The sequence below is a fragment of the Oscillospiraceae bacterium genome, from assembly GCA_035380125.1.
In the GTDB taxonomy this organism is placed as follows: Bacteria; Bacillota; Clostridia; order Oscillospirales; family JAKOTC01; genus DAOPZJ01.
Genome location: DAOSWV010000010.1, coordinates 66,704 through 79,988, shown reverse-complemented (window position 1 = coordinate 79,988; position 13,285 = coordinate 66,704). Strand labels below are relative to the sequence as shown.

General features: G+C 49.8%; 13 protein-coding genes. 1 reads left to right on the top strand and 12 read right to left on the bottom strand.

Annotated features, from left to right (window positions below):
* Window positions 1-5: 5 nt before the first annotated feature.
* Window positions 6-1,469 carry a sulfatase-like hydrolase/transferase gene (locus tag PK629_05400; protein ID HOP10909.1) on the bottom strand — a complete coding sequence of 488 codons (1,464 nt, stop codon included), beginning with the start codon at window positions 1,467-1,469 and terminating at the stop codon, window positions 6-8.
* A 270-nt stretch (window positions 1,470-1,739) separates the two neighbouring features.
* On the opposite strand from PK629_05400, the gene PK629_05395 reads away from it, so the two are divergent.
* Window positions 1,740-3,509: a hypothetical protein gene (locus PK629_05395; GenBank protein HOP10908.1), complete on the top strand. Its 1,770-nt coding sequence runs from the start codon at window positions 1,740-1,742 to the stop codon at window positions 3,507-3,509.
* Between the two features lie 102 nt (window positions 3,510-3,611).
* Here the strand turns inward: PK629_05395 and PK629_05390 are convergent, their stop codons facing one another.
* The 11 genes from PK629_05390 to PK629_05340 all read right to left on the bottom strand — a co-directional run bounded on the left by PK629_05390 (window position 3,612) and on the right by PK629_05340 (window position 13,285).
* A complete protein-coding gene (locus PK629_05390; GenBank protein HOP10907.1) occupies window positions 3,612-4,022 on the bottom strand; it encodes a PH domain-containing protein in 411 nt (136 codons plus the stop codon).
* Between the two features lie 22 nt (window positions 4,023-4,044).
* Window positions 4,045-4,806, bottom strand: a complete 762-nt coding sequence (locus PK629_05385) for a sugar phosphate isomerase/epimerase family protein (GenBank protein ID HOP10906.1) — start codon at window positions 4,804-4,806, stop codon at window positions 4,045-4,047.
* Window positions 4,807-4,878: 72 nt separating this feature from the next.
* Window positions 4,879-5,505 (bottom strand): hypothetical protein, encoded by a 627-nt coding sequence (locus PK629_05380; protein ID HOP10905.1) that lies wholly within the window; start codon window positions 5,503-5,505, stop codon window positions 4,879-4,881.
* A gap of 8 nt (window positions 5,506-5,513) precedes the next feature.
* Window positions 5,514-6,596, bottom strand: coding sequence for a uroporphyrinogen decarboxylase family protein (locus PK629_05375; protein HOP10904.1), 1,083 nt, complete (start codon window positions 6,594-6,596; stop codon window positions 5,514-5,516).
* Window positions 6,597-6,744: 148 nt separating this feature from the next.
* On the bottom strand, window positions 6,745-7,293 hold the full coding sequence (locus PK629_05370; protein HOP10903.1) for a hypothetical protein: 549 nt from the start codon (window positions 7,291-7,293) through the stop codon (window positions 6,745-6,747).
* Between the two features lie 140 nt (window positions 7,294-7,433).
* Window positions 7,434-7,757: a GNAT family N-acetyltransferase gene (locus PK629_05365; protein ID HOP10902.1), complete on the bottom strand. Its 324-nt coding sequence runs from the start codon at window positions 7,755-7,757 to the stop codon at window positions 7,434-7,436.
* Between the two features lie 22 nt (window positions 7,758-7,779).
* Complete coding sequence (locus PK629_05360) at window positions 7,780-9,003, bottom strand: M14 family metallopeptidase (GenBank protein ID HOP10901.1); 1,224 nt, start codon at window positions 9,001-9,003, stop codon at window positions 7,780-7,782.
* 91 nt (window positions 9,004-9,094) lie between these two features.
* Window positions 9,095-9,640: a transposase gene (locus PK629_05355; GenBank protein ID HOP10900.1), complete on the bottom strand. Its 546-nt coding sequence runs from the start codon at window positions 9,638-9,640 to the stop codon at window positions 9,095-9,097.
* Window positions 9,641-9,801: 161 nt separating this feature from the next.
* Window positions 9,802-11,097, bottom strand: coding sequence for an acyl-CoA reductase (locus PK629_05350; GenBank protein HOP10899.1), 1,296 nt, complete (start codon window positions 11,095-11,097; stop codon window positions 9,802-9,804).
* The gene (locus tag PK629_05345) at window positions 11,094-12,215 is read right to left on the bottom strand and encodes an acyl-protein synthetase (protein ID HOP10898.1); all 1,122 of its coding nucleotides are present in this window, start codon (window positions 12,213-12,215) and stop codon (window positions 11,094-11,096) included. Before PK629_05345 ends, PK629_05350 begins: the two co-directional genes overlap by 4 nt.
* Window positions 12,216-12,508: 293 nt before the next feature.
* Window positions 12,509-13,285 (bottom strand): aldolase/citrate lyase family protein, encoded by a 777-nt coding sequence (locus PK629_05340; protein HOP10897.1) that lies wholly within the window; start codon window positions 13,283-13,285, stop codon window positions 12,509-12,511.

Genomic DNA, 13,285 nt, shown 5'->3' with positions numbered 1-13,285 from the left:
TGTTTTCACCAAAAGGCCTTTCGCACCGGAAGCGGGTCGCAGGTCTGCGCCATTCTGTCGCACATCAATTCAAGCATCTCGGATTTCACCTGCGCATATTCGGGCTGATGATACAAATTGACCGTTTCGTTCGGGTCGTTTTGCAGATCATACAGCTCGCCGAGGTTTTTCACAACGCCGGTCTCGTCATGCACCCGAACCAGTTTATAATTCCCGTTGCAAACCATCGTGTCAAACGCCTGCGGATTGCAGTGATTGACGTTCGCATTGTAATATTCGCAATAGACGCTTTCGCGGTGGACGTCAAGCGGCGCATTTCCCGTGAGCAGCGGCCAAAGCGATTTCCCCTGCATGCCGGGTTCTATGTCGACACCCGCGGCGTCGCAGAGCGTGGGCGCCAAATCGATCAACTCCACCAGCGCGTCGCTAACCCGACCTGCCGGTATGACGGACGGATATGCGATGATCAGCGGCACACGGATATTGTTTTCATAAAAATACGGCCCTTTCAGGTACATCCCGTGGTCACCGAGGTTCTCGCCGTGATCGGACATGAAAATAATCATGGTGTCGTCCAGCTGATTGCTCTCCTCAAGATAATCCAACAGCCGCCCGACCTGATGGTCGATCAGATCGATCATCGCCCAATATGCGGCGCGTACATACCGGTGGTCTTTTTCCGTCATCGCGTCATAAGCCATACTGCCCGGGGTGTCATAAGCGCCCATATGGTCTTTTTGCTGGAACAGCGGTTTTTCGTCTAATTCCCCCGGCACATAGTTCGGCAGCGGAATTTCATCAAACATTTTCAGATATCGCTCCAGATATTCCGCAGGCGGATTAAAGGGATGATGCGGCGCAAAGACGTTGACCGAGAACAGCCACGGCTTGCCGTGTGCGCGGGCGCTCTCGATATACTCCTGCGCACAGTTCATGCACCAGGTCACCTGATGGTTTTCCTCTTCCATGCCCGACTGCACATAGCGGCATTCCGCCAGATTCTCGCTGCGATATTGAATATTCCGCGATTCCAGCCACATCGTATATTCGTTCATCGTCCAACCGTGAGCCGGACTGACACCGGACGGGTGATGCGACCATCTGAAATAATCATAGCCGTCATCAATGCGGGGTTCCGTGTTGCGGCCGATATCCGGATGGCATGCCGAAATATGCAGTTTTCCCGACAGCCCGCAGGTATACCCGTTTTCCGCAAGGACTTTGGTGACCAACCGCTCGTCAGCCGGTATGTCCTGTCCGTTTTGGCGCACGCGGCAGGTTCTGGGGTATCTGCCCGTCAAAAAGCACGCCCTGCTCGGTGCGCAGACCGGTGACTGCGAATAGGCACGGTTAAACCGCGTACCCATCGCGGCAAGCCGGTCGATATTCGGTGTTTTCACATACTTGTTTCCGTAACAGCCGAGTGTGTCAAACCGCTGCTGATCGGTACAAATCCACAAAATGTTCAATGTCGTTTCCTCCTGTGTTATGATTCGTTCCGGTTTTTTACAATTCGTCGCTTTATCGGTTCCTTTCTCCCTTAATATCCGTTTATTATATAATAGAGGTTTCAACCGTTTCAGTCAACCCTTTCCCCAAACCCATGCAAACCGGCGGCAAAAACACTGCTTTCCACAGGAAAGCGCATTGACTGAACCCGCAAAATGTGATATCCTGCCAAAAAGAAGAACCCACAAAACCATTCCGAAAAACTAATACTGCTCATCGGAGGAATTATCATGTCTGAAATATCTGAAAGCGCCTTTGCCGAAAAACTCAATCAACTGCACGAAAGCTATGATGAAAAAGAACATATGCTGCTGCTTCCCTTCCGCACACCGGGATATCACACCACTTTAAAGGGCGGAGTGGTTCATCCCACCATACACGCCCTGAATTACGCCGTGGCGCTGCTGGACAGCAAAGATAAGAAGAACACGCAAAGGGCTTCTCGGATTTTAAGAAAAGTGATTTCGCTGCAGGACACCGACCCGTCGCATAACACCTATGGCATTTGGCCCTGGTTTTTAGAAGAACCGCTGTCCCAAATGTCCCCTCCGGACTGGAACTGGGCGGATTTTTGCGGAAAACAACTGCTGCAGGCGGCCATTGACTACACGGATGTCTTGGAGCCGGATCTGCAAGAGCTCCTGAAAGCGGCGATCATCCATGCCTGCAAGTCCATTATGAAACGGGATGTGGGACCGGATTATACGAACATCTCTTTAAAGGGAACTTACGTGACTTATGTGGCGGGAAAACATTTCAATGAACCGGAAATTTTGGCATACGCAAAAAACCGACTGAAAATCCTGTATGCGTATAATATGGAAAACGGCGCGTTCAATGAATACAACAGCCCGACCTACACGGTGGTGGCAATCGAAGAAATCGCTTCGATGCTGCTGCATATTCGGGACCAGGATGCTCTGGATAAAATCCGGGATCTGAACAAAATGGCCTGGGGATGCCTGGCGCAGCATTTTCATATGCCTACCCGGCAATGGGCGGGTCCTCACTACAGATGCTATACCAACCTGCTGCCCAAAAACACCCTTTCCTTCATACAGATCGGCACGGGCGGAAAGGTTCGCTTTTTGACGGAAGATGATCTGGACGTTTCCCCGTCCTGGGTCAGAATGAAATTGGAATGTCCGGAAGAATTTTATGATTACTTTTTACATCCGTCGGACGAACGGATTGTCAGCAAAACCTTTCACAAGGGAACCGGAACGGCGCCCGATGAAAAGGAATACGGATATTATAATAACGACTATGTTCTCAGCAGCTTCAACCGGTCGGTTTTCTGGAATCAGAGACGCCCATTGCTGGCTTACATGAGCACCCCAGAAGCACCGGTTTATATGCAGTTAAGATTGCTTCACGACGGGTACGACTACGCTTCGGGGCATTTGACGTGTGTTCAGAAAAAAGGCGCCGTTTTGGGAATGGTCAATTTCTTCACCGACGGCGGCGACACCCACCTGCATCTGGATAGGATTCAAAACAGTACTATTACAGCCGCCGACTTACGGCTTCGCCTGGAATTCGGCGGCGCGGTTGAATCCGTAAAAAGCGTTATGCAAACCGGCGACGCCGCTTTTGAAATCCATACAAACGATTTGGTTATTTCTATTAACTGCATCGAAGCGGCTTTTGACAATAACATCATCCGGCTCGAACAGGGGAAAGACGAAGAGAAACGCTGGGTGGATTTCATCTTATACGCCGGCGTAAAACGAATCTTCCGATTGGACGCCATTGAAAAGGCCTATGCGATATTCACGCTGAATATCGGCCGCAAAAAGATTATCGAAGCCGGAGGAAAAGAAACGCACGCAGAGCCGATTCCCGGTGCTTTCTCGGTCCAATGCGGTGACGGACTTGTAACGGTGACCGGAAAGTTGGGGGAAGAAAACGACCGGGAAAGCGAAAAGATCACAATGACCGTTCCCGCCGGGCCGCTGCCCTATTTGAAAATGGTTGCTGCGATCAAGAAAACCCCGTAATCATATATAGATTAAAATTCAGAAACGCCATCAGCCGAAAGCCGTATATCGACAACAGGTCAATATCGGGATTATTGTGATAATGATGCGCACAGCCGTAAGTCACCTCAATTTGGGACACCTTTTCAGAAACTCCGCCATAAACGCTTCCCTGCGCATAGGCGATATGTAAGTCGTTCCCCAGATGCTCCCTTTCCCGCTCTGGATGATCTCCACGTTCTCCTTTGATAATGCCATCGACATCGGGATGCCCTCTCCGATTTTCGCCGATGTGACTTTCTCATAATAGATTTTCTGCGTAAACGGCCCCATTCTGCACAGCAGATAATCCTCTCTCAGCTCGAAATAACTCCCGAAATAAGTCCACAGCAGTAAACCGACCATCGGTATCCCCACGCCGAAGCCGATCGGATATTCTTCCTTTGGGAGAAAGATAAGAGTTGCAATGATAATTAAAATTGTCAGCCAGACGACTGCCTTGTACCAACCGTCCATCTTCGATTTGAACCGCATGAATACAACACCCCCTGTCGCTTCAGTGCCTCAATGCCTCCAATTTCTCGGCTTTTTCAAATGCGCTCTGCAAAAATTCCTGCGCAGATAACTCCTGATACCCCCAGTTCATGGCTTCAATCGCGGTCGAACCGGCATAACCCGTTTTTGCGATGTTTTTCATCGCTTCGGGCCAGTTCAGCGTGCCGTCGAACGGCAGTCGGTGCATGGCCTTTCCGCAGTTGTCATGCAGATGCAGCGCCATTAATCGGGAACCGTACATCGCTAACAGGTCTTTGTCGGGATTGTTGCGATAATGGTGTGCGCAGTCATAACAAAACCCGATTCTCGGCGAATCGACTTGTCCTAACACATACGACAGATTGGAGAAATTGCGCAAATTCTCCATCGCCACATTCACGCCGATCCGCTCCGCTTTGTCGGCAATTTTCTTGATCCTGTCCATCCCCAACACGTTATGCGGATGGTCTTCGTCTGGCAGATGCACCACCATCGTCGAAATTTCAAATTCGGCGCAGTCCGCGACGCATTGCAGATAACAATTAAAAGCGGCCTCCCCGTCGAGGTTGTCAGACCAAAGGTCATCCTGCACCTGAAACGGCGTATGGATATTCTCGATAAAAAGCCCCGCTTCCCGCGCCATCCCCGGCCCGCTTTTGTAATCGCCGCGATTTAATAAATCGCTCCACCACATCAAAACCCCATCAAATCCCACCTCCTTAATCAGCCGATACCGCTCTTTGATCGGCAATTCGTACCCAAACCAGTCATAAATGGTAAGCATTATTTGTTTCCTTTCGCATGTTAAAAAACAGAACGACGAGGGGGTCTTTCGGAGCGACGAGGGCGTCGCTCCCTACGATTTGTAATATTCATCTTCCTCCCACTTTATCGGATTCATTTCGATATATTCCCATATGTTATCATAATGTTCCTGATCTCTGATAACCTCATCGTAAAATGAATCCTGCCACAAAGAAAAATCATTATTAAACCTCTTCTTATAATACCTTGTTGTGACGGATTTGAAATCTTTGATCAATCCCTGTAGGGAGCGGCGCCCTCGTCGCTCCGTGATTTTAAAAGTGAAATCATTTTCTTTTTGTTCAATCGGCTCCGCATTCTTAACAACAATAATTCCATGAATATGATTGGGCATTAATACGAACTTATCAACTTCAATGTTCTCATTCAATAACGCGATATTTTTCCAACATTCAATTACTTTCTTACCCATTTCAGAGGGAAATATCACCACATTCCCGTAGGGAGCGACGCCCTCGTCGCTCCGAAAGATGCCCCCGTCGCTCCGAAAGACGCCCTCGTCGCTCCGCAACGTGTCATTTGAGGTAGTGATATTACACAGTATCCTCATCCTGTTTCGCGTACATACGGTCACAAAATAATAACCGTAACCGCCATAATCGAAATTTTTTAATCTGTGATTTTTACGTCTTGGGAATATATCCACACCATTCACCATAAGACCGCTCAATAAGTCCCGTATTCGTCCAACAATCCCATAAGATAAGCATAATTTTCATAAGTCACGTCGGCCGGGATGCTGTGGTCGCTGTGGTAAAGGTAGCCGCCGCCCCGTTTCGCGGGAATCAGCTTGCTTTTGGCCTCCTCGAGGATGGCCTCTTTCCCCTGTTCCATGACCGCGACGCTGATATTGCCCCAAAAAGAAATCCGGTCGCCGTATTGCTCTTTCAGACGGACCACATGCATGGTGGTGTTGGCCTGCAGGGGTTGCAGCACGTCGACGCCCGCCTCGATAAAATCCGGTATTAGGTCGGACACGTCGCCGCAGCTGTGCATAAAAAACTTCAGATTTTTCGACTTCACATAGTCGCCCAGTTTTTTATGCCAGGGGAAAATCAACTCCCGATAGGTTTTCGGCGACATCAGGGTCGCTCGGGTGGAGCCGAGGTCCTCGGTCATCCAGATGCCGTCGAATTTCAATCCTTTTTGCAGGGCGTAGTCCAGCGTCTCGATGGTGAGGTTGGTGACCGCCCCGAACATCTCCATCGTCCATTCCGGTTCCGCCGCCATGTCCATCAGCCAGTTTTCGAATCCGTGGTGCCGCCAAGTCGCTTCGCAGGGACCGTAAAAATTCATCAGCCGGAATTTGTCGGGGCTGTCGGCGTTGATCGCGGCAATCGCTGTGTCCCAGTCCGGCACGGGGGTTGTCCGCAGGAAAAATGCTGCGACATCCACCCGGCTCTCGTCCGCGGGATCCAGCCGAAACCGATGTTTATTTTGGCTCCAGCCCTCATATTCGGCGGTCGCGTGCCATAAAAAGTCCATCGGGCCGCCTTTTTTAAAACGACGCACCCGGTAGCCGCAGCGGTCGTTCACAATCTCCTGCTCACCCAAGTCCTCGCGGGAAGTCGAAAACCGCATGGAGTTGTCCAGACCGAACACCCGAATATCAAAATCAAACCGTTGGGCAAGTTCCTTCGCGGAAATGCCCCAGTTCATCAGTGTCTCATCCCAAAATGAATCGTACCGCGGCACACGGTCGATCGGCTCATGCCGCAGCGCCCCATATACTCTCTCTCGCCCTGTCATTACTTGTTATCCTTTCCGCAGCTGTTATATATTCTATATTATACCAGAAAACATCCGCCATGAAAACAGTAAAACACGGCAGAAATTAAAATTCCCACCGTGTTTTTTTATTATCTTAAAAACCTTATTTAAATACTTTCTTCAATTACTATTCAACCACCAGCTTAAATGCGCATTCATAACCGATGTATTCATATTCATCTTTGGATATAATGTAATCCCCCTGTTTGCAAATAACAACCACAATATAATAAATACCCTCCGGCAGTCCATCCAAATATGATAAATCCACCGCATTATATATCCTTATGAAGCCCTCATCGAAGATCCGGATATACGAAAAAGTAATGTCCTCGCGGTATTGAATCGAAAAATCGTCGGCATAAGTGACGACCGAAAGTTGATTAACAGCTCCTATAAATGTTGACGATTCGCAATCGGCGCATTCCAACTGTTCTCCATTCCATAAAGACGCCCACAAAATGCTGGCATAGGTGCTTATCGTCTCATCGCCGGATGTAATTAAAATCATCGGCTGGTTCAAATCGGCCGTTGACGCTATGATATTACTTTCCGGTTCGGAAACCGATGCGTTCATACTGCTGATCGCGCTTTCCTGCACTACGCCGCCGCAGCCCGAAAGAATCAATAAAACGACCGACAGAAAGGCACATATTGACCGGATGATTCTTTTCATCGAAAAAATCCCCTTTCGCTTTTTCGCCTCCGCATTCTTTATTTAAATGATAATCCCTTGCCCTTTGTCGTAATGATAGCACAATATGCAAAAAATGGCAAGAAACTGCTTCCTGCCCTCCTCTTTATAACCGGATTTCCTCAGCGCTTCCCGTCGATTTTGCAGGCGGCGGCGTCACAGTCAAGGTCTTTTGAGATGATATCGGTATACCGCTCTCGATTTTTTTGCAGCCACGCGTTGGCGAAAGAGCAGGAAGCCGAAGCCCTCAGCCCTTCACCTTTCAGATATTCCGCAACAACCTCCATCATCTTTCCGGCCACGCCCTGACCGCGCAAAACCGGATTCACATAGGTGTGGTCGATATCGACTTCCCCGTTTTTCTTGAAAACAAAGGTCGCCTCCGCCATCAGTTCGTCGTTTTCGCCCACGCTGTAAATACGTCCGTCTTCATAGTCCCAGTTCATATTGTCGCTCCTTGTTAATTAATTACTCCGCCAACCCTTTGAGCAGATTCCGCAACCCCTGATAGTGGCGCTGCTGATAGAGTTCGATGACCTCTTTGGTGGTACGGTCGGTCAGGCAGCATCTGCCCTCTTCGTCCCCCGAAAACTCCAAATCGAAGCAGGGGATGCCGTATTTGCGGTAGACATAAGCCGGAAAACTCCCGTCGGTGCAGAGATATCTCAAATCAGCGGCGCATGGCTTGTTGCGAAATCCCGTTTTAAATAAATCGATCACCTTTTGGCACAATTGCCGGTATGTATCGTCTTCTTTTGCCGAGGAAGCGGTCAAAAACGAATCGTCGCAGATGCCGGCAAGACAGTGAAACGACAGCACTGCGCGGGGTTTGACCTCCTCGATAAACCGAATGACCGCTTTGGTCTCCTCTTCGGAATTCGGGAACGGCCCACGGTAGGTCTGCCCGCCGTATTCGGAGGTGTCGTAGCCGTAGGTGTAGTCCACCGTGTCCCAGTCCGCGTCGAAGTTGCGGTTGATATCCACGCCGCAGGGGTTGGTGCGGATATACTGCGGCTCGCCCCAAACCAAACGCTCTCTGCTGTCGGCGTTGACCGTGGGCAGCGCTGCAATGCCGACTTTGCGCAGTAACTCGGCGTCGTTTTCGAGCAATTTGCGGAGCGCGGGCAGAATGAGTTCCGGCCCCGATTCCCCGGCGTGAATGGTTCCGACCAAAGCGACCGGGTTTTTACTGTTCCCCGCGATCAGGCCCTTGAGCGGCTTTTTCATCGTGGTAAACCCGTATTGTTTCACCGTGACAAGCCCGCCGAACTCCGCCGACAGTTGTTCAATGGTGTTGTTAATTTTCTCATACGGCCACCAGACGGCCTCGTCCCGCACTTTGACGTAACAAGGCCCGAACGGCGCGTGTTCGGCGTCCCCGGACACAGACACCCAGTAGCTGTAAGTCATGCCGACCTGAACGTTGTCGTCGGTATAAAAATAACGCCGGTCATAACAGAGTTCCAGCGTGCCCCGATAGATGATTTCGGCCTGTCCGACTTGCGAAGAATCGAAATACTCCGTATAATCCTGCCCGAAGGCAAACTCCGACTCCGGCTTTCGATAGATTTCAAAAACCGTCTCCGGCGGCATGGATTTTTCATGATAGACCGGCGTCGACTGCCAAAACGAGAGCAGCACCTTCCCGCTTACGACTTTCGCGGTCAGCTGATAAAACAATTTTCGAGGCATGGAGTTTCTCCTTTAATAAATATCATCGTGTAGGGGCGAACTGCGTTCGCCCGCTTTTAAATTTATCATGCGACATGGTTCTCTCCTGCAATCACAATACATCGATCCATCGGTATGGATTTGTGTCAACATATTCCCAGACATCCCGATATCCTTTTTCACTGCGGATGATTTTATCATAAAATGATTTCTGCCAAATCGAATACCCAATTTGTTTCGTGATCGCTCCTTTGAATTGTTTGATCACCCTAGATAATGTAGGAGGCGTTACGGGTTCGACCCGCTGTGCTCGCTCGTTTAAATCAGGCAGAAAAAAAATAATCAAATGGATATGATCGGACATGATACAATATTTATCCACCGCCACACTTTCATATGTGATGTTTAATCTCCGAATTTCTTTTTCAACAATTTTACCCGTTTCAGATAAAGCCGCTGCTTCCTGCGGGTGAATACAGTTCGATTCTTCATTTTCCCATAATTGATTCTGCCGTCCGGAAACGCACAACGTGACGAAATAAGCACCGCAGGATGAATAATCATACCCATCCAATCTGTTCTTTTTCCGCTTCGGCAAATCATCCATAAGAAATATCACTTCCTCTTTTTCAAACCTGAAACGTTTCTCAGGTGCCATACAGTAACGGAACTTTTGGTATCATAAAAAACGGGCGAACACAGTTCGCCCCTACATTGATGCATTTCCGCAACGAGCGTCATTGCTCTATTATAAATATTTGGCGCGAAATGTCAATAAATGCCGAAACCGTGTTTACCTTTCTCGCTATCACCGCATATTTAATCCATAAACTCCTGCGAAACAATGCGGGTATACCGCCTGAGCGCATACTCGCCGTCATGCGCGGCGCCGGTGTAGGTTTCGGACATGTTCTTCCCCTGCGTGACCCGGATGACCCCGGCTTTCCATAACAACTCGGTCAACGCCTCCCGATCTTCTTCTGCGCACAGCAGCCCCGCGGTTTGCAGATGGCTTTTATGCGGCCGGAGGGTGTTGACCAGTTCCCGTCTCGGCAATCTCTTTACCCAACAGTTCCCGTAGGGAATGGCTGTTTTCAACGAGGAATCCTCATAGGCAAGCAGCGCCCCGTATTTGCCCTGAAACACCCGGCAGGGGCGATCATCCGCCCGCAAACGCTCCGTATAAACCATCAACCCGGTCTGCGCCTGTATCTCCAACGGAATTTCCTCGCAGCGCGCACGGCGGCACTGCTCCAAAACCGGCAGAAACGCCTCGCAAAACCGGTAGACGTCCTCCATCGAATCCGTATCCAGATAAATTCCCTGACACGAACTGCACAGCAGCTGATTGGTCTGCACAATATTCTCCGCCAACCCGTAAAGCGCGCGCTCGTCATATCCGTCGCGGGTCACATAGGCAACGCTGAGTTTGTGTCCCCATTCGATGATTTTGGTCGTGGGGTCGGCCAGATCACGGATTGCCCGAACGGACGAATCCCCGCCCCAAATCACCGCCGCATCGGCGATCTTCATCAGTTTCCGAATCGCTTCCGTGTCCGTGGAAGTATAATCAAAAAGATAGACATAATCCTTTAACAGGGGCTCGATTTTGAACAGTTCCGAAAAAATCACTGCCGACAGCCCGTCGTCATTACTCGGCAGTTTAATCAGATTGATGTTGCCCGTCAGCAAGCCCTCCACGGCACTGTAGAACGCCAGCCCGAACTGATTGCCCGCCGCAATGTGAAAAAGCGTGCCCAAAGGCAAAATTCTCTCCTTGACACGGACGGAGCCGTTCTCGCCCACAAACGGTTCTTTTGCAAAAAACGCGTCTCCAAGCTCGGTTTTCAGCCGCTTCGTCAGAGCTTCCCTGTTCAGCTGCGCCTTTGCCTCCCGCAGATAACCCTCGGCTTTTATGGGGGAAATACCGGCGCTTACGAGTAAATTCACATGCTCCTGCCCGATGGATTTCGAAAGCAAGTCGCACGCGTTCAAAACCATTTCCGTGTTCAATACATCGCTTTTTAGGGTATCGTAAATCTCCCCTTCAAGCGCATTTAAAGCGGCATCGCGTTCTTTTGGGGACAACACCATTTTCCCTTTGATCAGATTCATATTGTGATCCCCTCCAGCATGCTGCCCGCACCTGCCGCACAGGTCGTAATGCCCGTCAGTCCGGCGCGCCCGAGAATTTCAAAATACGGCGACTCGTTTCCGCAGCCGCATTGTTTCCCATCCCGCAACACGGCAATGTCGTCGGTCATAATGCTGACCAGCGGCATGGAATCAAGAAACGGCGTGATCAGATTGAGCAGCCCGGGCGTGCCGTTTTCCACCGGCTCCATCGTTTTAAAATCCCGTATGATCACCCGGCTGTAGACCGGCACATGGAAATGATGATTTTTGCAGTCAAAATAGGGAATATTGTGTTCCACCACACCGAAAAACTCATGAAACCGTTCCTCTTTGATCCCCAATCGCTCTTCGGCCAAGCGATACAATTCGTCTTTTTTTACTTTCTGCGATGAAAACTGCTTCCATCCGCCGCCCAAAAGGACCATCGATTTTTCGGGCAGTTTTAAAGAGATATTTTCCTGCTCGAGCTTTTTGAGTAAAAAGTAAAAGTACGCGGGAAAGCCCAGAATCCGAACCAGCGCTTTGGAGCGGCTGTAACGCATTAATGCCTTCATGACCCCGTCAAGGTTTAAATCATATTTTTCACCCGTATCAACAAGCGCATATTCTTTATGCAAAGCCGGTGCGAGGAAAGTTGCGCCGTAGGCCGTGCGCACGGCGCCCATCCGATTGTGCTTAGCGGGTTGATAGCCCAGTATGAGATAATTCGTGGAACGCAGCGAGAGAAATTGATGTTGAATCAGCATTTTTCGGAGCATATGCAGCCCCAAACCCAACGCGCCCGCGTCAAACCCGATTTCAACCGGTTTTCCGGACGTTCCGGAAGTGGTGGATTTCAAACGCAGTTTGTCCTCGGGGACAGACAGCAACGGATTGCCTTTTAAATAGAGCGTGGGGATCGGCGGTAGGTGGCTCAGGTCTTTATATGTGATCAACATATCCGGATGAAACTGTTGGCTGTCAAGAATTTCACGGTATTCCCCACAGTTCCGGTAATGCCACTCGACGTTCTCCCTGACCGCTTGAATAAAAAGCGCATCGGTGCCGGGCATATCATATACCGTTTTATGGTGAAACAGTTTTTTACGCGCGTTCATATGTCACCTCAAAATTCAATATGGCGAAGTTCTTTTTTATTGTACCTCACCCCGGCGACTGCGTCAAATCACAGATGAACCTTGAGTGTAATTTTATCGATTTTTTACGGGCGAACACAGATCGCCCGTACATAGATGCATTACTTTAGCCTTTGCAAATTCCTCTTATACCTTGTTCATTATTCGGATAAACAGTTTTTTTATCCGATATGTTAATATATTTATTACGCTTTTCCGTTAGCGCGGAAAGCTGGAGATCTCGGGTAATGAGGCAATTCCTTCTCAAATCAAAATTATTTACTTAACCGCTTAAGCTCACGCAGCAGATTCGATGCGCCGTCAAAAACATAACCGACATCATTGCCCGAGAAAATCATTTTTGCGCCGCGTTCAAGCCATTCGGACATGATATCCGGGTCGTAGCCAAGTGATACGCCGAATAATTTGCCGTGATTGCGCATAACTTCTCCGATGCGGTCGTAAATCTGCGTCATATCCGGGTGATCGTATCGTCCGATGTGCCCGGCGGAGCCGGAGAGATCGTTCGGTCCGACAATGTATCCGTCGACCCCTTCAACCGCGGCTATTTCCTCGAGATTATCGACCGCGTCGATATGTTCGATCTGCAAAAAACGCTGTGTTCTGCGGTATAAACGATCAACATAATCGGTCTTGTCAATGCCGCCGTAGTTGAGTGCGCGCAGCGGGCCGTAGCCGCGTTCTCCATTCGGTGGATATTCGCAGGCGGAAACGGCGGCGCGGGCCTCACCGGCGGTTCTGATATCCGGGAATATAATTCCGTCCGGTCCCATATCAAGCACAGGCTTTGCCAATACCTTTTCGTTCCACGGTATCCTGACTATCGCAGGCGTTCCGCCCGCGCGAGCTGCAATCAGATTGTTTTGCAGGCTCTCGATTCCGATTGCGGTATGCTCCATATCAATCCAAAGTAAATCAAATCCGATCTGCGCGAGACATTCGGTGAGCGGCGGAGCGCCGCAGAATACGTGTGTACCATAAAGAATTCCCCCGTTTGCCAACTTTTCATTTATCCGAAAGAGTCCGTCCAT